Source organism: Pseudomonas sp. H9, assembly GCF_004353925.1.
Taxonomy (GTDB): Bacteria; Pseudomonadota; Gammaproteobacteria; order Pseudomonadales; family Pseudomonadaceae; genus Aquipseudomonas.
In genome coordinates this window covers 128,323-154,422 of sequence record NZ_SMOK01000002.1, presented here as the reverse complement: position 1 = coordinate 154,422, position 26,100 = coordinate 128,323, and the positions used below count along the sequence as shown (strand labels likewise).

24 protein-coding genes are annotated in these 26,100 nt (G+C 59.3%); 7 read left to right on the top strand and 17 right to left on the bottom strand.

Going from position 1 to position 26,100, the window contains the following annotated elements:
* The 3 genes from E1573_RS00705 to colR form a co-directional block, all read right to left on the bottom strand.
* A complete protein-coding gene (locus E1573_RS00705; protein ID WP_133209603.1) occupies window positions 1–681 on the bottom strand; it encodes a class I SAM-dependent methyltransferase in 681 nt (226 codons plus the stop codon).
* A 136-nt stretch (window positions 682–817) separates the two neighbouring features.
* Entirely contained in the window at window positions 818–2,116 is a 1,299-nt protein-coding gene (locus E1573_RS00700; protein WP_133209601.1) for a HAMP domain-containing sensor histidine kinase, read from the bottom strand.
* Window positions 2,106–2,789 carry a two-component system response regulator ColR gene (colR, locus tag E1573_RS00695; protein ID WP_038998896.1) on the bottom strand — a complete coding sequence of 228 codons (684 nt, stop codon included), beginning with the start codon at window positions 2,787–2,789 and terminating at the stop codon, window positions 2,106–2,108. The genes E1573_RS00700 and colR overlap by 11 nt, the downstream gene beginning before the upstream one ends.
* A gap of 189 nt (window positions 2,790–2,978) precedes the next feature.
* Here colR and E1573_RS00690 point away from each other — a divergent pair, with 189 nt between their 5' ends.
* Complete coding sequence (locus E1573_RS00690; protein WP_133209599.1) at window positions 2,979–3,746, top strand: phosphatase PAP2 family protein; 768 nt, start codon at window positions 2,979–2,981, stop codon at window positions 3,744–3,746.
* A 67-nt stretch (window positions 3,747–3,813) separates the two neighbouring features.
* On the opposite strand, the gene groL is transcribed toward E1573_RS00690, so the two are convergent.
* The 5 genes from groL to E1573_RS00665 form a co-directional block, all read right to left on the bottom strand.
* Window positions 3,814–5,466, bottom strand: coding sequence for a chaperonin GroEL (gene groL / locus E1573_RS00685; RefSeq protein WP_133209597.1), 1,653 nt, complete (start codon window positions 5,464–5,466; stop codon window positions 3,814–3,816).
* Between the two features lie 47 nt (window positions 5,467–5,513).
* Window positions 5,514–5,807, bottom strand: a complete 294-nt coding sequence (locus tag E1573_RS00680; protein WP_009050540.1) for a co-chaperone GroES — start codon at window positions 5,805–5,807, stop codon at window positions 5,514–5,516.
* 256 nt (window positions 5,808–6,063) lie between these two features.
* On the bottom strand, window positions 6,064–6,564 hold the full coding sequence (locus E1573_RS00675; protein WP_133209595.1) for an FxsA family protein: 501 nt from the start codon (window positions 6,562–6,564) through the stop codon (window positions 6,064–6,066).
* A 64-nt stretch (window positions 6,565–6,628) separates the two neighbouring features.
* Window positions 6,629–7,357 carry a HugZ family protein gene (locus E1573_RS00670; protein WP_133209593.1) on the bottom strand — a complete coding sequence of 243 codons (729 nt, stop codon included), beginning with the start codon at window positions 7,355–7,357 and terminating at the stop codon, window positions 6,629–6,631.
* Between the two features lie 106 nt (window positions 7,358–7,463).
* On the bottom strand, window positions 7,464–8,471 hold the full coding sequence (locus E1573_RS00665; protein WP_133209591.1) for a DUF481 domain-containing protein: 1,008 nt from the start codon (window positions 8,469–8,471) through the stop codon (window positions 7,464–7,466).
* 151 nt (window positions 8,472–8,622) lie between these two features.
* Between E1573_RS00665 and E1573_RS00660 the strand changes: the two genes are divergently transcribed.
* Together E1573_RS00660 and E1573_RS00655 are read left to right on the top strand one after the other, a co-directional pair.
* Window positions 8,623–8,976: an MGMT family protein gene (locus tag E1573_RS00660; protein WP_133209589.1), complete on the top strand. Its 354-nt coding sequence runs from the start codon at window positions 8,623–8,625 to the stop codon at window positions 8,974–8,976.
* Between the two features lie 43 nt (window positions 8,977–9,019).
* A complete protein-coding gene (locus E1573_RS00655) occupies window positions 9,020–10,573 on the top strand; it encodes an AmpG family muropeptide MFS transporter (RefSeq protein ID WP_133209587.1) in 1,554 nt (517 codons plus the stop codon).
* A gap of 24 nt (window positions 10,574–10,597) precedes the next feature.
* Here E1573_RS00655 and E1573_RS00650 read toward each other — a convergent pair whose 3' ends face one another.
* The 3 genes from E1573_RS00650 to E1573_RS00640 all read right to left on the bottom strand — a co-directional run bounded on the left by E1573_RS00650 (window position 10,598) and on the right by E1573_RS00640 (window position 13,477).
* Window positions 10,598–11,848, bottom strand: coding sequence for an MFS transporter (locus E1573_RS00650; protein ID WP_133209585.1), 1,251 nt, complete (start codon window positions 11,846–11,848; stop codon window positions 10,598–10,600).
* 191 nt (window positions 11,849–12,039) lie between these two features.
* Window positions 12,040–12,879 carry a mechanosensitive ion channel family protein gene (locus E1573_RS00645; RefSeq protein ID WP_133209583.1) on the bottom strand — a complete coding sequence of 280 codons (840 nt, stop codon included), beginning with the start codon at window positions 12,877–12,879 and terminating at the stop codon, window positions 12,040–12,042.
* A gap of 112 nt (window positions 12,880–12,991) precedes the next feature.
* Window positions 12,992–13,477, bottom strand: a complete 486-nt coding sequence (locus tag E1573_RS00640; RefSeq protein WP_133209581.1) for a YajQ family cyclic di-GMP-binding protein — start codon at window positions 13,475–13,477, stop codon at window positions 12,992–12,994.
* Between the two features lie 113 nt (window positions 13,478–13,590).
* On the opposite strand from E1573_RS00640, the gene E1573_RS00635 reads away from it, so the two are divergent.
* The 3 genes from E1573_RS00635 to E1573_RS00625 are packed head-to-tail and all read left to right on the top strand — an operon-like array spanning window position 13,591 to window position 17,159.
* A complete protein-coding gene (locus E1573_RS00635) occupies window positions 13,591–14,508 on the top strand; it encodes a putative 2-dehydropantoate 2-reductase (RefSeq protein ID WP_133209579.1) in 918 nt (305 codons plus the stop codon).
* Window positions 14,509–14,559: 51 nt separating this feature from the next.
* A complete protein-coding gene (locus E1573_RS00630) occupies window positions 14,560–16,596 on the top strand; it encodes an ATP-binding protein (protein ID WP_133209577.1) in 2,037 nt (678 codons plus the stop codon).
* 2 nt (window positions 16,597–16,598) lie between these two features.
* Complete coding sequence (locus tag E1573_RS00625; protein WP_133209575.1) at window positions 16,599–17,159, top strand: cob(I)yrinic acid a,c-diamide adenosyltransferase; 561 nt, start codon at window positions 16,599–16,601, stop codon at window positions 17,157–17,159.
* Window positions 17,160–17,231: 72 nt separating this feature from the next.
* On the opposite strand, the gene E1573_RS00620 is transcribed toward E1573_RS00625, so the two are convergent.
* The 4 genes from E1573_RS00620 to secA form a co-directional block, all read right to left on the bottom strand.
* Window positions 17,232–18,176 carry a Nudix family hydrolase gene (locus tag E1573_RS00620; RefSeq protein ID WP_133209573.1) on the bottom strand — a complete coding sequence of 315 codons (945 nt, stop codon included), beginning with the start codon at window positions 18,174–18,176 and terminating at the stop codon, window positions 17,232–17,234.
* On the bottom strand, window positions 18,173–18,805 hold the full coding sequence (locus E1573_RS00615; RefSeq protein ID WP_133209571.1) for a glutathione S-transferase: 633 nt from the start codon (window positions 18,803–18,805) through the stop codon (window positions 18,173–18,175). The genes E1573_RS00620 and E1573_RS00615 overlap by 4 nt, the downstream gene beginning before the upstream one ends.
* An 87-nt stretch (window positions 18,806–18,892) precedes the next feature.
* Window positions 18,893–20,110 (bottom strand): bifunctional glutamate N-acetyltransferase/amino-acid acetyltransferase ArgJ, encoded by a 1,218-nt coding sequence (gene argJ, locus E1573_RS00610; RefSeq protein WP_133209569.1) that lies wholly within the window; start codon window positions 20,108–20,110, stop codon window positions 18,893–18,895.
* A 127-nt stretch (window positions 20,111–20,237) separates the two neighbouring features.
* Window positions 20,238–22,973 (bottom strand): preprotein translocase subunit SecA, encoded by a 2,736-nt coding sequence (gene secA / locus E1573_RS00605; protein WP_133209567.1) that lies wholly within the window; start codon window positions 22,971–22,973, stop codon window positions 20,238–20,240.
* A 284-nt stretch (window positions 22,974–23,257) separates the two neighbouring features.
* On the opposite strand from secA, the gene E1573_RS00600 reads away from it, so the two are divergent.
* On the top strand, window positions 23,258–23,713 hold the full coding sequence (locus E1573_RS00600; RefSeq protein ID WP_133209565.1) for a DUF721 domain-containing protein: 456 nt from the start codon (window positions 23,258–23,260) through the stop codon (window positions 23,711–23,713).
* Between the two features lie 133 nt (window positions 23,714–23,846).
* Here E1573_RS00600 and lpxC read toward each other — a convergent pair whose 3' ends face one another.
* Together lpxC and ftsZ are read right to left on the bottom strand one after the other, a co-directional pair.
* Window positions 23,847–24,758 (bottom strand): UDP-3-O-acyl-N-acetylglucosamine deacetylase, encoded by a 912-nt coding sequence (lpxC, locus tag E1573_RS00595; RefSeq protein ID WP_133209563.1) that lies wholly within the window; start codon window positions 24,756–24,758, stop codon window positions 23,847–23,849.
* A gap of 111 nt (window positions 24,759–24,869) precedes the next feature.
* Window positions 24,870–26,060 carry a cell division protein FtsZ gene (ftsZ, locus tag E1573_RS00590; RefSeq protein ID WP_045183523.1) on the bottom strand — a complete coding sequence of 397 codons (1,191 nt, stop codon included), beginning with the start codon at window positions 26,058–26,060 and terminating at the stop codon, window positions 24,870–24,872.
* Between the last annotated feature and the right edge of the window lie 40 nt (window positions 26,061–26,100).

Sequence of the window (26,100 nt, the reverse complement as noted above, 5' to 3'; positions counted from 1 at the left end):
CTACCCCTTACGCAATACGTATACTCGCCACATGGCATAGAACGGTAAAAAGTCCAATCGTTCCTGAATTCGGAAGCCAGCCGCTTGAAACTCTTCTTCAACCGTAGCAACCGGTAACACAAAACGATTCTGATAGCTGGGCTTACCCGTTTCTGCGTAGCGGCGTTGTTCGAGTTTCTGCCGACGCCAGGCTTTGAAATTGCCATCGACCCACAGCGACAAGATCACGCTGTCGCGTGTAACTCGTTGAAATTCAGAAAGAATTGTTTTCCGATGCTCCGCTTCACCGATGTGATGCATCAGTCGCATGCAGAAAATGCTATCGACCGAATTGTCTGGCAGGTCGATGGCAAATGCTGAGGTTTGCAAAGTCCGTACCCGCTCCACAATGTGTGCCGGCTGGGACTTGGTCGCGGTTTCCAGCATGGCTTCGGAGTTGTCCGCACCAATGATCACGCGGTTGGGCTTTTCTGCCAGCATCGGCCAGAAACGACCGGCCCCGCACGGCAGATCGAGCACCAGGCCAGGTTCGCCAGCCAGTGCCAATGCGCGGCGGGCCAGCTGTTCATCGCGCTGATGGGACAAACGCCGAGCCAGGCCGTCTTGATGCTTGAGGAAGTATTCCTGCGCGTGTTGCTGGTCGTACTTTTCGGAAAACTCGAGCTTGATAGGGCTACGCATGGTGCATCTCCTGACTCCAATTCGCCCACCTTAGGCGGGCAAGCGTTGTCGTCAGGTCATGCGCATGTGAAAAATTTGTGAGCAATCATGAGAAAAGTTACAAGACGTGACTATGCCTGAGGAGCGTTCCCGCCCCTCACTCCACATCGGGCAAACACTCCGGCGCACGGCTCAGGTCTACATGAAAACGGCAACCGTTGGGCACCATGGCTGACAGTGTCACGGTCCAGCCTTGGTCATCGCAAATGCGCTGCACCAACGACAAGCCCAGGCCCAGGCCTTCGCCACGGCGTTCATCGCCACGCACAAACGGCCGGAACATCGCCTCGCGTTGCTCCTCGGGAATCCCCACGCCACTGTCTTCAACGGTGAAGCCATTGGCATCCAGTGTCAGGCGGATAAACCCGTAATCCGTATAGTGGGCAGCGTTACGTAACAAATTGCCCATCACCGCCTGCAAGAACGTGGCGTTGAACAGCGTCGAGGGAGCGACCTTGCAGTCGTAGATCAGCGACAGACCTTTCTGCTCAACGGTGTCTCGCCAGACACCGATCAAATCATCGGCTACTTCCTTGAGGGTCGCGCGCGACGCAACCGCGCCAACATCACGCTGAGCCCGGGCGAGCATCAGGAAGGTTTTTACAAGTTCCTGCATCTCTTCGGTTGCCCTGGCGATCCGCTCGACCTGCGAGCGGGCACGGGGATCGATGTTGGGGTTGACCATCAACAGCTCGCAGGAGCTGGCCAACACCATCAGCGGTGTACGCAGCTCATGGCTCACATCGCTGGTGAACAGCCGCTCCCGCGTCAACGCATCGCGCAAACGCCCCAGGGTATCGTCAAAGGCAATGGCCAACTGGCCGACTTCGTCGGCGGCATAGTCCGGCGCCAGCGGTGGCGCCAAGCCCAGCAATTGATCACGATGACGCACCTGGTGCGCCAGGCGGATGACCGGCGCCATCACCCGGCGTGCCAAGACCCAGCCTAGGAACACCGCCAGCGCCAGGCTGAGCACAAAGCCCACCACGACCACGGCAAACAGCACCCGCTCACGCTCTTCGAAATCGCTCTGGTCTTGCAGCAGGACGTAATGACGCCCGTCCACCACCTCGACCATGGCGTGGTAAGACAATTGCTCACGAAACACTTCGTGAAAGCCCGGCCCCAGGTGGCGCAGGTCTTTAGGCAAGTCGAACTCACCACGACCACCGCTGTAATAGAACAATTGGTCGGGCCGCGGCCTGTGGCTCCAGTCACTGACGCTGTCCATGCGCAGCAAGCGTTGCAAATCACCACCCAGCACGGCCGAGATCAAGCGCTCCTCAACCAGATGCACCGTCGCAACAATGCCAAAAGCGAACGCGCCCGCTACCAGCGCGCTCATCAATGCAAAGGCAATGATGATCCGCTGGGCAAGGCTTTGCTTAAACTCCATCACGGCCCTCGGCAAGGCGGTAACCCACGCCGTGGACGGTATGCAGCAGCGCCTTTTCAAAAGGTTTGTCGATCACTTGGCGCAACTGGTGTACGTGGCTGCGCAGGCTGTCGCTGTCCGGGCAATCGTCGCCCCACAGCGCCTCTTCCAGCACTTCGCGGCGAAGCACATGGGGGCTTTTCTGCATCAGTACGGCCAGTAACTTCAGGCCTACCGGGTTGAGCTTGAGCAGCTTGCCTTCACGGGTGACTTCCAAGGTGTCGAGGTCATAAACCAGGTCACTGACCTGCAACGTGCGCCGACCACCGCCCTGGGCGCGACGCAACACCGCCTCAATGCGCGCGGCCAGCTCCGACAAAGCGAACGGCTTGAGTAGGTAGTCATCCGCACCGGAGCGGAAACCTTGCAGGCGGTCATCGAGTTGATCGCGCGCGGTGAGCATGATCACCGGCGTGTCACGTCGGGCGTCTTCGCGCAGACGCTTGCACAAGGTGTAGCCATCGATGCCCGGCAGCATGATGTCGAGCACGATCAAGTCGTAGTGTTCAGTGGCGGCCAGGTGTAAACCCGACAAGCCGTCCTGGGCGCAATCAACCGTGTAGCCTTTAAGGCCCAAGTAATCAGCAAGATTGGCGAGGATATCGCGGTTGTCTTCAACCAGTAGAATTCGCATGTAGGGTTCTCCCGTCCGGGGCTTTTGCCTGCTTGGCAGGCGCAGCTTACGGCCATCGGCCACGCTCGGCTAGGTCGGCGCAACATTATTGCTGGCTGACGTTTTTTTCACTTAGTCTTCACAGACAGGTTATAGCGACTCCCCGAGAATTGCCGGTCGGGACCCTCCCTAGACCTGTCTGGACCTGCCATGCCGCTACCTTCTCCCTCGCGCCCGCTCAACCTCTGGATTGCCCTCGGCATCCCCGTACTGACCGCAGTGCTGCTGATCCTGCTGGAACTCACCTCACTGGATATGGACTTGGCCAAACTGGCCTATGACCCAGCAGCCGGACAATTCATAGGCCGGCATAGCTACTTCCTTGAAGACATCTTGCATGACCGTGCCAAACAGGTTGTCATCGTCTTGGGCCTTGGGGCCATTGTCGCCTTTATCGGCAGCTTTTTCTGGCAACGTCTGAAAGGCTGGCGGCGAGAATTGGGTTACCTGGTGTTGGCAATGGCGTTGTCGACCAGCTTCGTGACTCCGGTCAAAGCCGTGACTGCCGTACAGTGCCCCTGGAGTCTGAAAGAGTTTGGAGGCAAGGAAACCTACAGCGAACTGCTCAGCCCTCGGCCAGCGACTGACAAGCCGGGGCGCTGCTGGCCGGGTGGCCATGCGGCCACCGGTTTTACTCTATTTGCCCTGTTCTTCGCCTTGCGCGACCGACGCCCGCGTCTGGCTCGCGCCGCGCTGCTGTTTGCCTTCGGCCTGGGCAGCGTGTTTTCGATTGGCCGAATGCTGCAAGGTGCGCATTTCTTTTCGCACAACGTGTGGACTGCGGTGTTTTGTTGGCTGATCAGTTTGGGCTGCTATTACTGGGTGCTGTACCGCAAACCTGTAGTTGACAGTGAGAAAGCTTCGCGGGGCAAGCCCGCTCCCACAAGCTCCGGTGGGAGCGGGCTTGCCCCGCGATGAGCCGGAAGAGCAGACACAAAAAAGCCCCGCATTAAGCGGGGCTTTTTCTGAAGCGGGTAAGGCTGGCTTACATCATGCCGCCCATGCCGCCCATACCACCCATGCCGCCCATGTCTGGCATGCCGCCGCCAGCAGAAGCTTCAACCGGAGCATCAGCAACCATGGCTTCGGTAGTGATCATCAGACCACCGATCGAAGCAGCCGCTTGCAGGGCCGAACGGGTTACTTTGGCTGGGTCCAGGATACCCATTTCGATCATGTCGCCGTACTGGCCGGTAGCAGCGTTGTAACCGAAGTTACCCGAACCTTGCTTGACCTTGTCGACAACTACGCTTGGCTCGTCGCCAGCGTTGGCAACGATCTGACGCAGAGGTGCTTCAACAGCACGACGCAGCAGTTGGATACCAACGTTCTGGTCTTCGTTGTCGCCTTTGAGCTCAGCAATGGCTTGCAGCGAGCGAACCAGCGCAACACCACCGCCAGGCACCACGCCTTCTTCAACGGCTGCACGGGTAGCGTGCAGGGCGTCTTCAACGCGGGCTTTCTTCTCTTTCATTTCAACTTCGGTGCCAGCACCGACCTTGATCACGGCAACACCGCCAGCCAGTTTGGCCAGACGCTCTTGGAGTTTTTCACGGTCGTAGTCCGACGAAGTTTCTTCGATCTGGGCACGGATCTGCTTAACGCGTGCTTCGATGTCAATTTCCTGGCCAGCACCATCGATGATGGTGGTGTTTTCTTTCGACAGGGTAACGCGCTTGGCGTTGCCCAGATGCTCCAGAGTCGCGGACTCCAGGCTCAGGCCGATCTCTTCGGAGATAACGGTACCGCCGGTCAGAACGGCGATGTCCTGCAGCATGGCTTTACGGCGGTCGCCGAAGCCAGGAGCCTTGACGGCAGCGACTTTAACGATGCCGCGCATGTTGTTGACGACCAGGGTAGCCAGGGCTTCGCCTTCAACGTCTTCAGCAACGATCAGCAGAGGACGGCCGGCTTTGGCAACGGCTTCCAGAACTGGCAGCAGTTCGCGGATGTTGGAGATCTTTTTGTCAACCAGCAGCAGCAGAGGGCCATCCAGCTCGGCGACCATGGTGTCTGGCTTGTTGACGAAGTAAGGGGACAGGTAGCCACGGTCGAACTGCATGCCTTCTACGACCGACAGTTCGTTTTCCAGGCCCGAGCCTTCTTCAACGGTGATCACGCCTTCTTTACCGACTTTTTCCATAGCTTCGGCGATGATGTCACCGATGGAGTTGTCGGAGTTGGCAGAGATGGTACCTACCTGAGCGATGGCCTTGGAGTCGGCGCATGGCTTGGACAGGGATTGCAGCTCTTTGACGATGGCAACGGTGGCCTTGTCGATGCCGCGCTTGAGGTCCATCGGGTTCATGCCGGCAGCAACGGCTTTCAGGCCTTCGCTAACGATTGCTTGAGCCAGAACGGTGGCGGTGGTGGTGCCGTCACCCGCTTCGTCGTTGGCCTTGGAGGCAACGTCTTTGAGCAGCTGGGCGCCCATGTTTTCGAAGGCGTCTTTGAGTTCGATTTCTTTGGCAACCGAAACACCGTCTTTGGTGATGGTCGGAGCGCCGAAGCTCTTGGCCAGAACAACGTTACGGCCTTTCGGGCCGAGGGTCGCTTTTACAGCGTCAGCCAGTACGTTGACACCAACGAGCATTTTCTTGCGGGCGGAATCGCCGAATTTTACGTCTTTAGCAGCCATGATCGTTTAATCCTTGAATACTTTGGAGTAACGGGAAACCAGCAGAATCAGCCTTCGATAACAGCGAGAATTTCGTTCTCAGCCATTACCAGCAGGTCTTCGCCGTCAACTTTCACAGTGTTGCTGCCCGAGTAAGGGCCGAAAACCACCTTGTCACCCACTTTCACGGCCAGCGCACGCACTTCACCGTTGTCCAGGATGCGACCGGTACCTACAGCGACGATTTCGCCACGGTTAGGTTTTTCAGCGGCCGAACCTGGCAGAACGATACCGCCAGCGGTTTTCGATTCTTCTTCGCTGCGACGGATAACGACGCGGTCATGCAGAGGACGAAGCTTCATTGTCGATCTCTCCTAATTGTGGTTTTCATCCGCCGGTATCGACACCGGCTGGTTGATGCTTGCGGCGTAGCCGCTCGTAGCTCGCAGTGCGAACTACGCATGTAATGTCCGGGGCATTCCCACGGAAACCTTGCGGTAACCCCTACATGAGGTCGCCAAGTTCAATTACAAGGCTTGCTGATGAAAATTTTTAGCGAACGTTGCGCACAAAGCATAACGGCCCCTTTCGGGGCCGTTATGGCAGGCATTAAAACGCTTACAGATCACGCGGATCCCGAGTCGTGGGGCGCGAGTCGCGATGCTCGTATTCACCCTCGATCACGTTGGGCTGGCGTGCCGAGCTACCCGGGTTGCCTGGGCGGGCCATGAACGGGTCATCGCTGAAGGCGCGTTGACGCATGGCCTGAGCTTCAGCACGCTCGCGCATCTTGCGCCCGAGCAGGCGGCGGGTGAATGGCAACAGGCAGATCAGGCCGATCACGTCGCTGATGAAACCCGGCAACAGCAGCAAGCCACCGCCGAGGGCCAGCATCAGGCCCTGAAACATGTCTTCAGCGGGCAGTTCACCCCGCTGCAAGCTCTCGCGGGCACGAAGGGCCGTGGCCAAGCCGGCCACCCGAACCACCAGCACACCCAGAGCGGAGCCGGCAATGATCAGCAGCAGCGCCGGAAAGAAGCCGATCGCGCTGCTGACCTTGAAGAACACATACAGCTCCAGCACCGGAAAAATCAGAAACAGCAATAGAAAAGCACGCATCAATGGATCCTCTACGCAAGTAGGCCTTGCAGTAGACCTTTAATGGTTGCGATCACTCGCTATTTCAACCCTGAGCGCTTTCACGCGCCGGCCACTGATCGGCACGTGCCAGAAAAACCAAGGCTTCGCGCACTTGTATCGGCGTATTGCAAGGCACCGCGAACGGCAGCCAGTGCAACCCCTGGCCAATGCGCAGGTGCATACCTTCGCTGTCGATACCGACCATTTGCGCCGTACCCTGCGGCAGGCCGCTGAGCTGGACGTAATGGGCAATGGCGTTAGCGTGGTCGCTGTTCATGTGTTCGATCATGCTCAGCTCGGCCTTGCCGGCAAAAGGATTGGCCAGGCTCAGGTGATCAACCCAATGGATCGCGCCAAAGCCACCGATGTAGCGATGCCGCACCGGTTTCAACACCCAGAAATCGAAATCATGGGCTTTGTGGTAGTTGCTCGACTCAGGGAAATAGCGGTAATAGCGCTCAGCGGCAGCTTCTACCAGTGCCGGTTCATCAAGCTTGTGCGCCTGAGCCAACACCGTCAGACGACCGACGGCCTGCACGTCTTCGGCATCACGCTCGCCCACCAGCAAAGAACACTTGGGGTCTTTCTGCAGGTTGTGGGTGTGCTGAGCGATGCGGCTGATCAGGATCAGTGGGTTGCCTTCGGCATCCAGGCAGTACGGCACTACCGAACCAAAGGGAAAGCCCGGCATCGACTTGGAATGGGTCGACAGGACTCCACGGTACTCCTTGAGCAGCAACTCCCGGGCCTGTTGTGCGACTTTAGCGCTCACGGTGTGACTCCCGACTCGACAATGGATTGAGGGCTGGCCGGAGGGAAAATCCGGCCCTGTGCATCACCGCCAAAATAATCATTATCGTCGGCGCTTGCCAGCAGACTTACCAGGTCACCCCGAAGCCTGCGGTGTAGCGGGTTTTATCCAGGTCGCTGTCGCGGGTACCACTGATCACGTCTTTTTCCGCCTTGAGGTTCAATGACGCCCACTCGGTGACCTTGTAGCGCAGGCCAACTTCGGCATCCAGTGCGTAGTTGGCCACGCCGTCGAGCGGCTTGCCGACTTCGCCACTGGTGAAGAACTCAACGCGCTTGCCGATCAGGTAGCGGTTGTAATCCCACTTCATCGCCAGGGAGTAGAAGTTGTCTTTGCCGCCGTCGGCATATTCATAGTCGGTACGGTTGATCAGCGAACCCAGGGAGAAAGCACCCAACTCGTCATCCCAGAACTGGTAACCCGGGCCGGTACCCACGGTGCGTTGACGGGCCAGGTCTTCAATATGATCACGCTTGTACTCAAGACGCCCTTGCCAGAACCACTTCTCGGTCAGGAAGCGGTCCAGCGCGTACTCGGCACTCCAGTTATTGGTGGTGGTGACGTCATCTTTGCTTTCGCGGTTGTACTCACCTTCCGCCTGATGCCGCCAGCGCCCGTGACGTGCCGTGGTTTTGAAGTCGACGTCGTAGTCATCGCTGTCGGACTCAGCGCGTTTGTAGTCCATGGCCACATCGACGTTGCCCTTCCACGACAAATCTTCGATCACCGGCTGGGGTTTCATGATTTGCTGGATGCTCGCCAGTTCCACAGTCTTGGGCGCGTCGCCGTTGGCAAGGGTAACCTTGCCGTCTTCAGCGGCGCTCAGTGATTTGGCTTTCTCACCGGTGTAGGCATCCTGCTTGACCAGCAGCTCCTGGTCGCTTTCCAGGGTCTTGACCTGCTTCCAGTCGAGGGCGATGGAGCCACCGTACTCAGTTTTGAGCAACAGCTTGCCGCCATCAAAAACGGTGATCTTGCCGCTTAGCCGATCACCGTTTTTCATCCACACTGTATCTGCGACAGCGATAGAGCAGGTAGAAACAAGGGCAAGGCACAGCAAGACTCTAGAAAACATAAGCAACGACGGACTCTGGTTTGCAAAAAAGTCGGGCATTATCCAGATACCCGCCCGTAGAGCAAGGACTGACCCGCCTCATGCCAATGAGTTCAATTCCTGATTGTTACCCGATCGCACCAACTTCAGCGCAAATACCTGCGAGGCCGCAATGACAGCGCCACCCGGCGATCCGACGGAACACGCCCAAGCCCGACGAATGGCACTGTATCTGGTACTCGGCCAGGTGCCGTCAGGCAAGGTCGTCAGCTACGGCCAACTTGCTGAACTGGCGGGGCTGGGCCGCGCAGCGCGCTGGGTCGGGCGCACCCTGAGCCAGTTGCCCGGCGACACGCAGTTACCCTGGCATCGGGTGCTGGGAGCAGGGGGACGTTTGAGCCTGGCCCTGGGCACGCCTTCAGGCGACGAGCAGCGTGCCCGCTTACGGGCAGAAGGCGTCACCGTGCACAATAATCGTGTGGATATGTTGCGTCATGGCTGGCGCCCGATGGAGCACAGCGGTTAGAGTGCGCGCTTTGTTTTCGTAAACTTGAGGCAGATGTTGGCCCATGCCCCGTAAAACCTGGCGCGCTGCGCTCGCTGCCTATGCCAGCCCGTCTACCTTGGTGCTGTTACTGCTCGGCTTTGCGGCCGGCTTGCCCTACATGCTGGTGTTTTCAACGCTGTCGGTGTGGTTGCGCGAGGCCGGGGTGGCCCGTGAAACCATCGGTTATGCCAGCCTGATCGGTTTGGCGTATGCCTTCAAATGGGTCTGGTCGCCACTTCTCGACCAATGGCGCCTGCCCTTGCTCGGTAAACTCGGGCGCCGCCGCTCCTGGTTGGTGCTCTCTCAGGTTCTGGTGGTAATCGGTTTGGTCGGCATGGGCTTTTGTGACCCGCAAAAGCACCTGTCGTGGCTGATCGCCCTGGCCGTACTGGTTGCCTTTGCTTCTGCCACTCAAGATATCGCCGTAGACGCCTATCGCCTGGAAATCGCCGACGACCAACGCCAGGCCGCACTGGCCGCCAGCTACATGGCTGGTTATCGGGTTGCCGCGCTGTTGGCGACCGCCGGTGCGCTGTTTTTTGCCGAAGGCTTCGGCTCTACTGGTTTCAGTTACCTGCACAAAGCCTGGACCGGCACCTATGTGCTGTTCGGCGTGCTGATGCTGCCTGCCGTGATCACTACCCTGCTGATGCGCGAACCACCGGTGCCGTTGCGCACCCAATTGTCTGCAGCCCGTTATGGCCTGGTCCATCAATTGGTTTCGGTGTTCGTGTTGATCATCCTGCTGGTCTCGGTACCGGCGACCTTCACCCAGCTCTACAACACCGATTTCGCCAGCGTGCTGTTCGACGGTGTCAGCCTGCTCGACCTGCTGCTGGAAGACCGCGCCTTCCTGCGGGCCATCCTCTACATCACCCTGACCGCCCTGTGCCTGTCGTCCATGGGCCGTCGAGGCCTCGCGCCGGTGCTGACACCGGTCAACGACTTCATTCTGCGCTACCGCTGGCAAGCCCTGCTGTTGCTCGGCCTGATTGCCACCTACCGTATGTCCGATACGGTGATGGGCGTAATGGCCAACGTGTTTTACATCGACCAGGGCTTCACCAAAGATCAGATTGCCAGCGTCAGCAAGATTTTCGGCCTGATCATGACTCTGGTCGGTGCCGGCATGGGTGGCTTGCTGATCGTGCGCTTCGGTATTTTGCCGATCCTGTTCATCGGCGGCGCGGCCTCGGCAGCCACCAACATTCTGTTCCTGATGTTGGCCGATATGGGGCCGAACCTGCAGATGCTGGTGGTGACCATTTCCCTCGATAACTTCAGCTCGGGCCTGGCCACCTCTGCCTTCGTGGCCTACCTGTCGAGCCTGACCAACCTGAAGTTCTCCGCCACCCAATATGCGTTGCTCAGCTCGATCATGCTGCTATTGCCACGCCTGATTGGTGGCTACTCAGGCGTGATGGTGGAGAAGTTCGGTTATCACGACTTCTTCCTGATCACCGCTTTGCTCGGCGTGCCGACCCTGATCCTGATTGCCCTGCAGTGGCGTCAGGAGGTCGACAAGGGCAAGCAAGTGCCTGAAGACGACAATCCGGTGGCCGAACAGCGCCCATAAGCCTGCCTGAGGCGCCTGCCGGGGTTATCCCGGCATTGCCTCGGTTTGCTCACCGCAGGCCCTGAGAACGACCTGCAGAGGCCATAGCGCCAATATACCGGCTGAACCCGCCGCCAACGCAAAACTCAACAAGCTCGCCCCCGCACCCAGCATGGCCAGCAACGCGCCGCCCACGCCCAGCAAGGCGATGGTGATCATCCCCAGCATGGCCGAGACCAGCCCCTTGCTCTGCTCGCTGGAGAACAGGGTCATGCGGTACAGCACGGCGTTGGCAATACCCAGGCCAAGGGCATACACCGACATTCCCGCCACCAGGCTAGGCACACCAGGCAGCAACCATGTGGCGAGCATCATGCCCGAAAGCCCCGCCAGGTAAGGCCACAGTGCACGCTGTACCAAGCGCTTGAGTGGGTAACGGTCGGCGATGCGGTTAATGATCAAGTTCCCCAGAATCAGCCCGCCGAACACCGGCAACTGCCACAGGGCGTAGTCCAGGGTGCTCAGACCTTCATCGTGAATCAGGAGCACCGGCGACAAGCCGATCCAGCCGATCAGTGGCAAGCCGACCAGACCCAGCGCTGCGCTGCCCGCGACAAAGCGACGGTTGCTGAGCAACTGGGTATACCCCAGTAACAATGCCTTCAGGTGGATCGGCTGAAACGCCAGGCGCGAACCGTCACGGCGCACGACGCCCAGGGTCTCGGGCATAAATCGGTACAGCGCCAGCCACGACAGCACCGCGCAAGCGCCGAAGACCACGAACAACCAACGCCACGACACCCACTCCAGCAGCAAGGTGCCCACCAACGGGCCAAGCAATGGGGACAGCAGTGCGATGTTTGCCAATAACGCCATCATGCGTACGGCATCGGCTTCGCTGAACGCCTCGTTCAATGCGGGGTAACTGACCGTCACCACAAAACCCAGGCCAATGCCCTGCAGCAGGCGCAGCAGGTTGAACAGTTCGATGCCCTGCACCCAAAAGGTTGCCAGGCAAGTCACGCAGAAAATCGCGCACCCCGCCAACAACAGCGGCCTGCGGCCATAGCGGTCAGCCAACGGGCCGATCAGCCATTGCAGCAGCACGCCGCCGAGCAGATAGAGGTTGAGCGCATGGGGAATGTAGACGGGGCTGGCATTGAGATCCGTGACCACCACCGGCATCGCCGGCATGACCACGTCACTGGCGAGGTAGGTCAGCAGCTCGAACAGCGCCAAAGTCATGGCGAAGCACAAGGCTCGCAAGGGCGTGATATTGATCAAAGGGGTAAGCATGACAAGACCGGGCAAACAGAAATAAGCCAGCCTATATGCCAGAAACACCGGGGCGCAGGTAGCGCAAAGACGTGAACAAGTGTAATCCCCCGGTAGGAGATACCGCCTTCGGTGGGAGCGGGCTTGCCCCGCGATTGCGGCCTGACAGCCACATCGCTATCGCGGGGCAAGCCCGCTCCCACAGAGTACGATTAGACAGCGGCTTCCTGTACTACGCGAATGACCCGCTGTGGAAACGGAATGTCGATACCCTCTTCCTTCAGACGGTCACGGGCATGCTCGTTGAGCATGAACATCACATCCCAATAGTCTGCAGTGTTGACCCAAACCCGCAACGACAGGGTGATCGAACTGTCACCCAGCAGCGAAACCACCGCCTGAGGCGCTGGGTCTTGATGAACGCGTGGATCCTTGGCCAGGTCCAGCAACACCTGACGGGCCTTTTGCAGGTCAGCCTCGTAATCGACACCCACGTCGAACACCACCTTACGGGTGGGCTGACGGTTGGTGTTGGTGATGATGCCGTTGGACAGGCTGCCGTTGGGCAGGATCACGGTTTTGTTGTCACCGGTACGCAACACGGTGTGGAAGATCTGGATGCTGTCCACGGTACCGGCAACGCCCTGGGCTTCGATCCAGTCACCCAGACGGAAGGGACGGAACAGCAAGATCAGCACGCCACCCGCGAAGTTCGACAGGCTGCCCTGCAACGCCAGGCCGATGGCCAGACCGGCAGCACCGATGGCAGCAACGAACGAAGTGGTTTCGATACCGATCATCGAAGCAACGCTGATGACCAGCAGAATCTTCAGAATGATATTGGCCAGGCTGGTAATGAACCCCTGCAAGGCACGGTCGGCGTTACGCAACGCCACCAATTTACCCAGGTGAGAGGACACTTTGTTGGTCACCCACCAGCCAATGGCCAGGGTCAGCAGTGCCAGCAAAAAGCGGCTGCCGTACTCCATGATCAACGGTAGCCAGGTTTGCGACGTTTTAACCAGCTGATCGACTTCAGCACTCAAATCCATAATGTTCTCCTGATGCCGAACGGCAAAAGCTATAAAAATCTTGCCGCAATCGTTTCAGCGGCACCAGAGACCTCGGACGCCGAAACGGCGCCAAGGTTCCGAAGTGCTTTGATCAGTCGCGGAAGTTGTTGAACTGCAGCGGCATGCCAAATTCCTTGGCGCGCAGTGCAGCAATGGCTTCCTGCAGGTCATCGCGTTTTTTACCGGTGACGCGTACCTGCTCACCCTGGATAGAGGCCTGGACCTTGAGTTTGGCTTCTTTGATGTGAGCGACGATTTTCTTCGCCAGCTCTTTGTCGATGCCTTCTTTGAGGGTGGCTTCCTGCTTCATCACTTTGCCCGACGCGTAGGCGTCCTTCACTTCCAGGCACTGAACGTCGATCTTGCGCTTGATCAGGGCCATTTTGAGAATTTCGATCATCGCTTCGAGCTGGAACTCGGCTTCGGCGGTCAGACCGACGGTCAGTTCCTTATCTTTGAAGTCGAAGCTACCTTTGCCCTTGAGGTCATAACGACGTTCCAGGTCTTTGATCGCGTTGTCGACAGCGTTGGTGACTTCGTGCTTGTCCAGTTCCGATACCACGTCGAACGACGGCATACCTTCTCTCCAAAAAATAAACGCACGCTCATGGCTCTAACGAAAGAGCGCGATGGAGCACGCAGGGTTTGACGGTTAAAATACCGGCTCATTATAACGGTTGCGGTACGCTGATGAGCAGCACCTGGCATATTCTCGGCGCAGGCAGTCTGGGCAGCCTCTGGGCCTGTCGACTGGCTCGCGCCGGCAAAGCGGTACGGTTGATCCTGCGCGACAGCGCGCGGCTTGAGGCCTATGAGGCAAGTGGCGGGCTGACCCTGATCGAAAAGGGCCAGGCACAACTGCACGCTATCCCGGCACACACCGCACACGACACCACGCCCATTCATCGCCTGTTAGTGGCCTGTAAAGCCTACGATGCCGAGCGCGCAGTAGCGCAGATAGCGCCACGTCTGGCCCATGGCGCCGAGCTGATTCTGTTGCAGAACGGCCTGGGCAGCCAGGATGCGGTCGCCAATCAAGTGCCCCATGCCCGTTGCATTTTTGCCTCCAGCACCGAAGGCGCCTTTCGCGAGGCCGACTGGCAGGTGAACTTCGCCGGTCATGGTTTCAACTGGCTGGGTGATCAGGCAAACCCGTCGGTGCCGGAGTGGCTCGACGACCTGTCTGACGCCGGAATCCCCCATCAGTGGACACCCGACATCCTCACCCGCCTGTGGCGAAAGCTGGCACTCAACTGTGCGATCAACCCACTGACCGTGTTGCACGACTGCCGAAACGGCGGCCTTGAGCAACACCACTGTGAAGTCGCCACCCTGTGCGCCGAGCTCACGGAGCTGCTGCAATGCTGCGGCCAACCGGAAGCGGCTACGGGTTTGAGCGACGAAGTGGAAAGAGTGATAAAGGCCACCGCCGCCAACTACTCTTCCATGTACCAGGATGTCCGCCAAGGCCGGCGCACCGAGATCCACTATCTGCTGGGCCACGCCTGCCGCGTCGCCAGCCGTCATGGACTTGAACTGCCGCACCTGGAACGCCTCTATCGGCGCCTGCTGGAGCACCTGAGCGCGCGCGGTTTGCCCTGCGACTGACCGCAGCGTTACCCTGCCCTTTCCACCTACCGACCAGGATCCCGCTTTCACATGACGCTGCGCGAACGCCTGGAAAACCTGCCGGTCGGCCAGAAACTGCTGGCCGCCCTGCTGGTGCTGTTGATCACCATATTGCTGGTGGCCAACCTGACCTTCATCAGCGCTGCCTACTGGATTTCCCAGGAGAGCATGGCACCGCAGGCCCTGCAGACCATTGGGCGGCTGGTAGCCAATCCGCAGCTTTCCACTCAGGCCGCCGACTCTCCCGAAGCGGCGGATGCCCTGCTCAAAGAACTCGACAGTTATACCCCCTTGCGCGCGGCGGCCATCTACGGCAGCGACGGCAAACTGCTCGCGCAATTGCAGCACGGAGAACAACTGCCGCTACCCACCCGCTACCGCCACATTGAAAACTGGCGGGTAACGGAGTTTCGCAGCACTCAACTGACCAAACTGCCTCGCCCAGGCAGCCCACCCGGCTACCTGCTGATGGTCGCCAGCAGTGAACTGCCGATGGCTTTCTATACCGGCATACTGACCGCCAGCCTCGGCATTCTGGTGTTCAGTGTCCTGCTGTGGATGATCATCGCCCGGCAGATCAAACGGCTGATTACGCAGCCGATCAACCAGCTCGAACTGCTTTCACGCCAGGTTACCCGCGAAGAGAACTATGCCCTGCGCGCCCAGCGCGGCAATGACGACGAAATCGGCAGCCTGGCTGAAGCGTTCAACACCATGCTTTCACGCATCGAAGCCCGTGAGCAGCAGCTCAAGCGCGCCCGTGATGAGTTCCAGGAAGCCTACGACCAGGCCCAAGGCCTGGCTGAAGAAACCCGCCACACCAACCGTAAGCTGGAACTGGAAGTTCAGGTGCGCAGCAAGATCGAGAAGAAACTCACCGGCTTTCAGAACTACCTCAACAGCATCATCGACTCCATGCCCTCGGCACTGATTGCCCTCGACGAGCAACTCTACGTAACCCAATGGAACCAGGAAGCCACTGCCCTCTCCGGCACACCGCTGGACGAAGCGTTGAACCAACCGATCTTCCTTGCCTTCGAGCCGCTCAAGCCGTTCTTGCCGCAGCTCAAGGAAAGCGTCGAAAAACATCGGGTGGCCAAGATCGAGCGGGTTACCTGGACCAGAGGTGACGATGCCCGCTACTACGCTCTGACCTTCTATCCGTTGATGGGGGGTGGAGGCCGCGGTGTGGTGATCCGTATCGACGACATTACCCAGCGCCTGTCGCTGGAAGAAATGATGGTGCAGTCGGAGAAAATGCTATCGGTAGGTGGCCTGGCTGCGGGCATGGCGCACGAAATCAACAACCCGTTGGGGGCGATCCTGCACAACGTGCAGAACATTCGCCGACGCCTGTCACCAGACCTGGCAAAGAACCAGGAACAGGCCGAAGAGCTTGGCATCGACCTGTCGGTGGTCAACCGCTATCTGGCAAGCCGTGAGGTGCCGCAGCTGCTCGACGGCATCCAGCAAGCTGGAGCCCGCGCGGCGAAGATCGTCACCCACATGCTCAGTTTCAGCCGCCGTAGCAACCGCCAGCTGGCACCTTGCGATTTGCCGGCACTGATCGACCAGGCGGTGGAAATTGCCGGTAATGACTTTGACCTGACCATCGGTTTCGATTTCAAGGGCCAAGCGATCGTCCGCCAGTTCGACCCCAACCTGGGGCCGGTGCCTTGCACAGCGAACGAACTGGAACAAGTGCTGCTCAACCTGCTGAAAAACGCAGCCCAGGCCATTCACCTGCGCGAAGACGACAGCGAACCGGGGCGGATTATCCTGCGTACCCGGCTCAACCCGCCGTGGGCGGAGATTCAAGTGGAAGACAACGGTGTCGGCATGCCCGAAGCGGTGCGTAAGCGTACTTTCGAGCCATTTTTCACTACCAAGGAAATCGGCCAGGGCACCGGCCTGGGCCTGTCGGTGTCGTACTTCATCATCACCAACAACCACAAAGGCCAGATGGAGGTGCAGTCAGCACCGGGGCAAGGCACTTGCTTCACCTTGCGTCTGCCGCTGGCCAGCAGCTCGCCCACCGGGGCTGAGCCACAGAAAATGGAGTCATAAACATGGGTTTTCGGTTGTCGAAGATCTACACCCGCACCGGCGATAAAGGCGAAACCGGCCTGGGCGATGGCCGCCGCGTGCCCAAGGATCATCCACGTATCGAGGCGATTGGCGAGGTTGACAGCCTGAACAGCCAACTCGGCCTGCTCTTGGCCGGGTTGGCCGAACAGGGCCTGGAGGAAGTCATCGAGGTATTAGCGCCCTGCCAGCACCGCTTGTTCGACTTGGGTGGCGAGTTGGCGATGCCCAGCTATCAGGCGCTGAACAACGCTGAAGTGGAGCGCCTGGAAGCGGCAATCGATCGTTGGAACGAAGAGCTGGGACCGCTTGAAAACTTCATTCTGCCCAGTGGCTCAGCGTTGATTGCCCAGGCCCATGTGTGCCGCAGCCTGGCACGCAGCGCCGAGCGGCGTTGCCAGCAGTTGAACAGCGTCGAGCCGTTGGCCGGGGTTGGCCTGGCGTACATCAACCGATTGTCGGACTTGCTGTTTGTGGCAGCACGTTTGATTGGGCGGCGCCAGGGGGTGGCGGAGGTACTTTGGCAGGCTGCCGCGAAGCCTTGAGGATCTTATCGCGGGGCAAGCCCGCTCCCACAGTTAATGCCCCTGTGGGAGCGGGCTTGCCCCGCGATCTGCTCAATTGTCGGGCCAGAATGCCCGTATCCCGGCAACGCCCTGAGCACCATGCAACCAAGCCTTCTCGCGCTCGGCTGCACCAACACCACCAAGCAGATACACCGGTTTGCTAAAACCGTCGATCAACTGGCGGGCCTGCTCCCAACCAAGCGGCTGAGCATCCGGATGAGTCTGGGTCGCCTGCACCGGCGACAAGGTGACGAAATCCACCCCCATCTGCTCGGCCAACGCCAGTTCCTCGGCGCTATGGCACGAGGCTGCCAACCACCGTTCTTTAGGGAACGGCCGGCCGTTGGGAGCGTACTTGCGCAGTTGTTCCGAAGTCAGGTGCCAGCCTGCTGAAGGGAAGTCACCCAACCACTCCAATGGCCCCTTGAGCATCAACTGCGCCTTGCCAGCACACAAGCCAACAGCGTCCACTGCCACATCACGGTACTTGGGGTCGTACATGTTCGGTGCACGCAGCTGGACCAGTTTGATCCCGCCGGCAATGGCTTTTTGAATACCGCGCAGCATCTGCGGCACTTCCAGCCCTTCCGGGGTGATCAGGTACTCGCCCGGCAGACGGGCTGCGGCCACGATCGGCCGATTGGCCTCGGGGAACTCATATTGCGGCAACTCACGGGCGGTGACCCAGGCCAGCGGTTGACCTTCGGCGCCATGAGGTTCGCCAGTAAAACCATCAACTTCCCAGACATCCAGCAACACCTGTTTGTCCGTGTAGTCGTGGTGGATCTTGATCAATGGTCGCGCGCGCGTGACGACAATGCCCAGCTCTTCATTCAACTCGCGGGCCAGGGCAACTTCTACCGCTTCACCGTCTTCGACCTTACCGCCCGGGAACTCCCACAAGCCACCTTGGTGCTGGGTATCGGCACGACGGGCAATCAGGATACGGCCATCTGTACCGCGAATGACGGCTGCGGCTACATGTATACGTTTCACCCTTCACGCTCCGCCAGGCCAGCCTTCTGCCAAGCCTGGAAGGCCGGCCACTGGTAAATGGTTTCGATATAGGCAGCCGCTGCAGGCGGTACGTCTACCCGGTAGGTACGCAGGCGCACAGCGACGGGGGCGAAGAATGCGTCAGCCAGGCTCGGCGCACCAAACAGGAACGGGCCGGTTTCCTTGGCCGCCAATCGGCACTCCGACCAAAGCGCAACGATTCGGTCGATATCAACCTGCACGTCCAACGGCATGTTCTCCAATGCTTGGTCGCGTGACAGGTCGAACGGCATGTTACCGCGCAGGGCAAAGAAGCCACTGTGCATCTGCGCGCATGCGGAGCGCGCTTGGGCTCGGGCGGCTACATCAGTGGGCCACAGATTGGCTTGTGGATGACGCTCGGCCAGGTACTCGGCAATCGCCAGGGAGTCGGCAATGATGCCGTGCTCGCACTTGAGCAACGGTACTTTAGCGGTCGGGGAGTACTCCAGCAGCCGCGCACGGGTGTCGGGCTGGTTGAGCTTGATCAGGGTTTCATCGTAGGTAGCGCCAGCCAGCTCAAGGGCCAGGGCAGCGCGTAGCGACCAGGAGGAGTAAAGCTTGTCGCCGATGATCAGGTGGTAGCTCATGGTTCGGCTCCATCAGGGGGGACAATCGCGGGGCAAGCCCGCTCCCACACTGGTTATCTGTGGGAGCGGGCTTGTCCCGCGATCAAATCAAGTACGGTATTCAGCGTTGATCTTCACGTACTCATGAGACAGGTCGGTGGTCCAGATCGTTTCGCTGCACTGGCCACGCCCCAGCTCGATACGGATGGTGATTTCCTCTTTGGCCATCACCTCTGCACCCTGAGCTTCAGTGTAGGTAGCACTGCGCCCGCCTTTGCTGGCAATGCACACATCGCCCAGATAAACGTCGATCAGGCTGACGTCCAACTCAGGCACACCGGCACGGCCGACAGCAGCCAGGATACGGCCCCAGTTCGGGTCGGAGGCAAACAAAGCGGTTTTGATCAGTGGCGAGTGAGCCACTGCATAACCGACGTCCAGGCACTCCTGATGGTTGCCACCACCGTTGACTTCGACAGTCACGAACTTGGTTGCACCTTCGCCGTCACGGACGATGGCCTGGGCCACTTCCATGCACACTTCGAACACTGCTTTTTTCAGTGCTTCGAACAGTGGGCCACGAGCCTCGGTCACTTCGGCGACATCAGCCTTGCCGGTGGCGATCAGCATGCAGCAATCGTTGGTCGAGGTATCGCCATCGATGGTGATGCGGTTGAACGACTTGTTGGCGCCATCGAGGATCAGGTCCTTGAGCACCTGCGGGGCAACTTTGGCGTCGGTGGCGATGTAGCCGAGCATGGTAGCCATGTTCGGGCGGATCATCCCCGCGCCTTTGCTGATGCCGGTAACAGTGATGGTTACGCCGTCATGTTGGAACTGGCGGCTGGCACCCTTGGGCAGGGTGTCGGTGGTCATGATGCCGGTAGCGGCAGCAGCCCAGTTGTTCTCCGACAGGTCATCCAGGGCAGCCTGCAGGGCACCTTCGATTTTCTCGACTGGCAGCGGCTCACCGATGACACCCGTGGAGAATGGCAGTACGGCGCTGGCATCGACGCCAGTCAGTTCAGCCAGCTTGGCACAGGTGCGCTCAGCCGCAGCCAGGCCCGGCGCACCGGTGCCGGCGTTGGCATTACCGGTGTTGGTCAGCAGGTAGCGCACAGTACCTTGCACGCGCTGCTTGGCGAGAATCACCGGCGCTGCGCAAAAGGCATTGAGGGTGAATACGCCAGCCACACTGGAACCTTCGGCGCAGCGCATGACCACAACATCCTTGCGCCCCGGGCGCTTGATACCCGCAGAGGCGATGCCGAGTTCAAAACCTGGAACCGGGTGCAACGTTGGCAAAGGACCAAGACCAACAGCCATGAAAGCGCTCCTAGAAAAAATGCACCGGTTCGAATAAGCCGGTACTTGAGATGGAACAACGCCGCGACGGTACAGGACCGGTCGCGGCGTGATGTTCGTGTATCAGTGAACGGCCGGGAAGACGACGTTAGTTGATCTGGCCGTGGCAGTGCTTGAACTTCTTGCCCGAACCACACCAGCACAGTTCGTTACGGCCCAACTTCAGGTCATTGCGTACCGGAGCGGCGGCGACGGCGACTTCAGCGCCCTCCTCTTGCTCCTGGTTCTGCTCCAGGCCTGGTGCTGCAGCGTGCTGGAACTGCATGCGGGCAGCCAGCTCCTCGGCTTCGCGACGCAGGCGGGCTTCTTCTTCGGCTGGATCTTCGCGACGCACCTGAACGTGCGAGAGCACTCGGATAGTGTCGCGTTTGATCGAGTCGAGCAGTTCCTGGAACAGGGCGAACGACTCGCGCTTGTACTCCTGCTTCGGGTTCTTCTGGGCGTAGCCACGCAGGTGGATACCGTGACGCAGGTGGTCCATGGTCGACAGGTGGTCTTTCCACAAGTCGTCCAGAACGCGCAGCAGAATCTGCTTCTCGAAGGTACGCAGCGCTTCGGCACTGGCCTGCTCTTCTTTCTCGTTGTAGGCCGCCAGCAACTCGGCCATGAGTTTTTCGCGCAGGGTTTCTTCGTACAGGTGATCGTCTTCGTCGAGCCATTGCTGGATCGGCAGCTTGACCCCGAAGTCGCTGGCCAGAGCTGCTTCCAGGCCTACCACGTCCCACTGCTCTGGCAGCGATTGCGGTGGGATGTGCTGGGCGACGGTGGCGTCGAGCACTTCCTGACGGAACTCAGCGATAGTGTCACCGATGTTGTCAGCGGCCAGCAGGCTGTTACGCATGTGGTAGATGACTTTACGTTGCTCGTTGGCCACGTCGTCGAATTCGAGCAGCTGCTTACGGATGTCGAAGTTACGACCTTCGACCTTGCGCTGCGCTTTTTCGATGGCGTTGGTGACCATACGGTGCTCGATGGCTTCACCGGACTGCATGCCCAGGGCCTTCATGAAGTTCTTCACCCGGTCAGAGGCGAAGATACGCATCAGGCTATCTTCCAGCGACAGGTAGAAACGGCTGGAGCCCGGGTCACCCTGACGGCCGGCACGACCACGCAGCTGGTTGTCGATACGGCGGGATTCGTGGCGCTCGGATGCAATCACATGCAGACCACCCGACTCGATCACCTGCTGGTGACGCTTCTGCCAGTCGGCCTTGATTTGCGCGATCTGCTCAGGGGTCGGGTTGTCCATGGCCGCGACTTCCACTTCCCAGTTACCGCCCAGGAGGATGTCGGTACCACGACCGGCCATGTTGGTCGCGATGGTCAGCGCCCCCGGACGACCGGCCTGGGCAATGATCTCGGCTTCTTTCTCGTGGTACTTGGCGTTCAGTACCTTGTGATCGATGCCTTCCTTCTTGAGCAGGTTGGACATGTGCTCGGAAGTTTCGATGGTGGCCGTACCGACCAGCACCGGGCGGCCCTGAGCCATGCTTTCCTTGATGTCGGCAATGATCGCTGCGTACTTCTCGTCAGCGGTCAGGTAGACCAGGTCGTTGAAGTCCTTACGTGCCAGTGGCTTGTTCGGTGGAATGACCATAACGTTGAGGTTATAGATCTGGGCGAACTCGAAGGCTTCGGTGTCTGCGGTACCGGTCATGCCGGACAGCTTGTTGTACAGACGGAAGTAGTTCTGGAAGGTGGTCGACGCCAGGGTCTGGCTTTCGGCCTGGATATTCAGGTTTTCCTTCGCTTCGATTGCCTGGTGCAGGCCTTCGGACAGGCGGCGACCCGGCATGGTACGGCCGGTGTGCTCGTCGATCAGCAGAATCTGACCGTCCTGAACGATGTACTCGACATTGCGATGGAACAGCTTGTGCGCGCGCAGGCCGGCATACACGTGGGTCAGCAGGCCCAGGTTATGTGCAGAGTAGAGACTCTCGCCTTCAGCCAGCAGGCCAACCTGGGTGAGCATCTCTTCGATGTACTGGTGGCCGGCTTCGTTGAGTTCGACCTGACGGCTTTTCTCATCGATGCTGTAGTGGCCTTCCTGGGTCACCTGGCCTTCGACTTCTTCGATGTGCTGCTTCAGGCGCGGGATCAGTTTGTTGATCTCGATGTACAGCTTGGAGCTGTCTTCGGCCTGACCGGAAATGATCAGAGGGGTCCGCGCTTCGTCAATCAGGATGGAGTCGACTTCGTCGATCACGGCGAAATTCAGCTCACGCTGGAATTTCTCTTCCATGCTGAACGCCATGTTGTCGCGCAGGTAGTCGAAACCGAATTCGTTGTTGGTGCCGTAGGTGATGTCGGCGGCATAGGCTGCGCGCTTTTCTTCCGGCGGCTGGAACGGCGTAACGACGCCGACGGTCAGACCGAGGAATTCATACAGCGGGCGCATCCAGTTGGCGTCGCGGCGGGCCAGGTAGTCGTTGACCGTGACCACGTGCACGCCCTTGCCGGACAGTGCGTTGAGGTACACGCCCAGGGTTGCTACCAAGGTCTTGCCTTCACCGGTGCGCATTTCTGCGATAGTGCCTTCGTGCAAGGCCATGCCGCCGATCAACTGAACATCGAAGTGGCGCATGCCCATGACCCGCTTGCCGGCCTCGCGCGCGACGGCGAAGGCCTCCGGCAGCAACTGGTCGAGGGTCTCGCCTTTGGCCAGGCGCTCTTTGAACTCTGCGGTTTTACCACGCAGCTGTTCGTCCGAGAGGGCCACCATCTTCTCTTCGAAGGCATTGACGGACTGCACCGCCTTGAGCAGGCGTTTCACCTCACGCTCGTTCTTGCTTCCAAAAAGTTTTTTTAACAAAGGCGCAAACATATCGGCAGGATCTTCCACACATAGGGATGGAGGGCGGCCCCGTGAGTCGCCCGTGCAGCCCTTATGGCCGCATGCGAACGAGCATTCTACCCGGAAACGACGGTGAGGAAAGTGGCGGATTTCCACGATGCTGGCACAGCGCTTTGACGGGGCTTTTAAACAATAAGGGCTTTTTTCACAACTTCAACCCATTCGCAACATGAAGTTTTTCACCAGGCACCCGAACAAGGCGTCTGTCGGGGTATCTGATAAGATGCCGGGACTGTAACTTCAGGTGTCCTTTCATGGCTACTCGCCCCTTGCCGGCCCGAGCGCCCGCAGTCCTGCTGCGTGAAGCCCGCCCACTCAAAGCCCTGTTCAATCAGGCTCAACGCCTGGCGCACCTGCAAAAGCTGCTGGACAGCCAACTGCAACCTGCGGCTCGTGAGCATTGCCATATTGCCTCCTGGCGCGAAGGCGTGCTGCTGCTGGTCGTCACCGATGGCCACTGGGCGACTCGTCTGCGCTACCAGCAAAAACGTCTGCAGCGCCAGCTAGAGAGCCTTGATGCATTTGCCGGCCTGACGCGCATTCTCTTCAAAGTGCAACCACCCGTCACCCAAAGCCGCGCCGCCGGGCACACGGTTGACCTGTCCAGCCAGGCCGTCGAGAGCATTCAGGCGACAGCCGAAGGTATCAGCGACCCAAACCTGCGCGCAGCCCTGGAGCGCCTGGCCAGCAATACCCGCAACAAAAAGTAACCGGTAGGAGCGGGCTTGCCCCGCGATTGCATTCCGCCTGGCACACCGCAGTCGCGGGGCAAGCCCGCTCCTACAAGCGCTATAAAAAAGGCCACCCGAAGGTGGCCTTAATCACTAGAGAGAGTGTTCGAACTTACACTGCCGCAACAGGGCGCATGTAAGAGATCGGTGCCGTACTGGCATCTTCGAAAGTCACCACTTCCCAGGCATCTGTTTCCTCGATCAGCTTGCGCAGCAGCTGGTTGTTCAGCGCGTGTCCGGACTTGAAGCCCTTGAACTCGCCGATCAGGCTGTTGCCCAGCAGGTAGAGGTCGCCGATGGCGTCGAGGATCTTGTGCTTGACGAATTCGTCTTCGTAACGAAGGCCGTCTTCATTGAGCACACCGTCCGTGTCGACCACGATGGCGTTTTCCACGCTGCCGCCGAGCGCGAGGTTGTGCTTGCGCAGGTACTCGATATCGCTCATGAACCCGAAGGTCCGGGCGCGGCTGACTTCCTTCACGAACGAGGTGCTGGAAAAGTCCACGCTGGCACTTTGAGTCCGGTTGCGGAACACCGGGTGATCGAAATCGATCTCGAAACTCACCTTGAATCCGTCGAACGGCAGGAAAGTGGCGCGCTTGTCGCCGTCTTCCACTGTCACTTCGCGCAGGATGCGGATGAATTTCTTGGCTGCGTCCTGTTCTTCCAGGCCGGCAGATTGAATCAGGAATACGAAAGGTCCTGCGCTACCGTCCATGATCGGCACTTCGGACGCGGAGAGCTCGACGTAGGCGTTATCGATGCCCAGGCCAGCCATGGCCGAGAGCAAGTGCTCAACCGTGTCTACCTTGGTATCGCCATTGACCAGTGTCGTGGACATGGTGGTCTCGCCGACATTTGCCGCGCGGGCAGGAATTTCCACCACGGGGTCGAGGTCGGCACGGCGAAATACGATGCCGGTATCCACAGGTGCAGGTTTGAGGGTCAGGTAAACCTTTTCCCCGGAGTGCAGGCCGACACCTGTGGCACGGATAATATTCTTCAGGGTGCGTTGTTTAATCATGGCTTGGCCGCTTCAGCGCAAATTGCGAACTGGTATCAACAAAGGCTGAGGATAATACCAGACCCGGCCTTTGCTGAACACCAATCACCCTTATACCCCTGATAAATTTCATCAATCGGCCTGACGACGCAGGAAAGCTGGGATGTCCAGATAGTCCAGATCGTCTTGCGGATTGAGCTTGGCAGCAGCGGCTGCACCGGCGTGCGCCTGATTGCGCATGACGGTCGGACGCTCCAGATCACGGTAGTTCACCGACGATTGCTCCTGACGAACAGGTGCCGGGGCGGCAGTCTGCATCGCAGCGGTTTGCATGGTGTTGTCGATGACTTTTACCGGTTTCTCGATTTTTGCGCCCAGACCAGTGGCAACCACGGTCACGTGCAGCTCGTCACGCATGTCCGGATCGATAACGGTACCGACCTTGACCATGGCGTGATCGGAAGCGAAGGCTTCGATGATGCTACCCACGTCCGAGTACTCACCCAGCGACAGGTCAGGACCGGCGGTGATGTTGACCAGAATACCGCGCGCGCCCTGCAGGTTGACGTCTTCGAGCAGCGGGTTGCGGATTGCCGCTTCAGTGGCTTCACGTGCACGGTTCGGACCGCTGGCGCAGCCAGTGCCCATCATCGCCATGCCCATCTCGCTCATCACGGTACGTACGTCGGCGAAGTCGACGTTGATCATGCCCGGACGCTTGATGATGTCGGAAATACCGCGAACGGCACCAGCCAGTACATCGTCAGCCTTGGCGAAAGCAGACAGCAGGCTTGCGTCTTTGCCGAGGATAGTCAGCAGCTTCTCGTTCGGGATGGTGATCAGCGAGTCGACGCTGTCTGCCAGTGCACGGATGCCTTCATCGGCGATCTGCATGCGCTTGCGGCCTTCGAACGGGAACGGACGGGTGACCACCGCAACGGTGAGAATACCCAGTTCCTTGGCCACTTCGGCGATGATCGGCGCAGCACCGGTACCGGTACCACCGCCCATGCCCGTAGTAATGAACACCATGTTGGTGCCCTGCAGCACTTCGGCAATGCGCTCACGGTCTTCCAGAGCGGCCTGACGGCCCACTTCCGGATTGGCGCCAGCACCCAGTCCCTTGGTCACGCCGGTGCCCAGTTGCAAAATGGTACGTGCGCCGATGTTTTTCAGCGCCTGAGCATCGGTGTTGGCGCAGATGAACTCAACGCCTTCGATGTTGCTCTTGACCATGTGATTGACGGCGTTGCCACCGCCGCCACCGACGCCGATCACTTTAATGACCGGACTTTGCGGGACGTTGTCTACGAGCTCGAACATTTTCCCTCTCCTTACAGTTCTCTAGTTTTCGCGCCTACTA

What these genes read in the sequence shown, in the direction of transcription:
- E1573_RS00690 (WP_133209599.1), top strand. Translation starts at nt 2,979, where the DNA reads ATGCCGCTACCTTCTCCCTCGCGCCCGCTCAACCTCTGGATTGCCCTC.
- argJ (WP_133209569.1), bottom strand. Translation starts at nt 20,110, where the DNA reads ATGGCTGTTGGTCTTGGTCCTTTGCCAACGTTGCACCCGGTTCCAGGT.
- E1573_RS00650 (WP_133209585.1), bottom strand. Translation starts at nt 11,848, where the DNA reads ATGCTTACCCCTTTGATCAATATCACGCCCTTGCGAGCCTTGTGCTTC.
- secA (WP_133209567.1), bottom strand. Translation starts at nt 22,973, where the DNA reads ATGTTTGCGCCTTTGTTAAAAAAACTTTTTGGAAGCAAGAACGAGCGT.
- groL (WP_133209597.1), bottom strand. Translation starts at nt 5,466, where the DNA reads ATGGCTGCTAAAGACGTAAAATTCGGCGATTCCGCCCGCAAGAAAATG.
- E1573_RS00705 (WP_133209603.1), bottom strand. Translation starts at nt 681, where the DNA reads ATGCGTAGCCCTATCAAGCTCGAGTTTTCCGAAAAGTACGACCAGCAA.
- E1573_RS00625 (WP_133209575.1), top strand. Translation starts at nt 16,599, where the DNA reads ATGGGTTTTCGGTTGTCGAAGATCTACACCCGCACCGGCGATAAAGGC.
- E1573_RS00600 (WP_133209565.1), top strand. Translation starts at nt 23,258, where the DNA reads ATGGCTACTCGCCCCTTGCCGGCCCGAGCGCCCGCAGTCCTGCTGCGT.
- E1573_RS00630 (WP_133209577.1), top strand. Translation starts at nt 14,560, where the DNA reads ATGACGCTGCGCGAACGCCTGGAAAACCTGCCGGTCGGCCAGAAACTG.
- E1573_RS00675 (WP_133209595.1), bottom strand. Translation starts at nt 6,564, where the DNA reads ATGCGTGCTTTTCTATTGCTGTTTCTGATTTTTCCGGTGCTGGAGCTG.
- E1573_RS00640 (WP_133209581.1), bottom strand. Translation starts at nt 13,477, where the DNA reads ATGCCGTCGTTCGACGTGGTATCGGAACTGGACAAGCACGAAGTCACC.
- E1573_RS00655 (WP_133209587.1), top strand. Translation starts at nt 9,020, where the DNA reads ATGCCCCGTAAAACCTGGCGCGCTGCGCTCGCTGCCTATGCCAGCCCG.
- colR (WP_038998896.1), bottom strand. Translation starts at nt 2,789, where the DNA reads ATGCGAATTCTACTGGTTGAAGACAACCGCGATATCCTCGCCAATCTT.
- E1573_RS00680 (WP_009050540.1), bottom strand. Translation starts at nt 5,807, where the DNA reads ATGAAGCTTCGTCCTCTGCATGACCGCGTCGTTATCCGTCGCAGCGAA.
- E1573_RS00645 (WP_133209583.1), bottom strand. Translation starts at nt 12,879, where the DNA reads ATGGATTTGAGTGCTGAAGTCGATCAGCTGGTTAAAACGTCGCAAACC.
- E1573_RS00700 (WP_133209601.1), bottom strand. Translation starts at nt 2,116, where the DNA reads ATGGAGTTTAAGCAAAGCCTTGCCCAGCGGATCATCATTGCCTTTGCA.
- E1573_RS00635 (WP_133209579.1), top strand. Translation starts at nt 13,591, where the DNA reads ATGAGCAGCACCTGGCATATTCTCGGCGCAGGCAGTCTGGGCAGCCTC.
- ftsZ (WP_045183523.1), bottom strand. Translation starts at nt 26,060, where the DNA reads ATGTTCGAGCTCGTAGACAACGTCCCGCAAAGTCCGGTCATTAAAGTG.
- E1573_RS00660 (WP_133209589.1), top strand. Translation starts at nt 8,623, where the DNA reads ATGACAGCGCCACCCGGCGATCCGACGGAACACGCCCAAGCCCGACGA.
- lpxC (WP_133209563.1), bottom strand. Translation starts at nt 24,758, where the DNA reads ATGATTAAACAACGCACCCTGAAGAATATTATCCGTGCCACAGGTGTC.
- E1573_RS00615 (WP_133209571.1), bottom strand. Translation starts at nt 18,805, where the DNA reads ATGAGCTACCACCTGATCATCGGCGACAAGCTTTACTCCTCCTGGTCG.
- E1573_RS00665 (WP_133209591.1), bottom strand. Translation starts at nt 8,471, where the DNA reads ATGTTTTCTAGAGTCTTGCTGTGCCTTGCCCTTGTTTCTACCTGCTCT.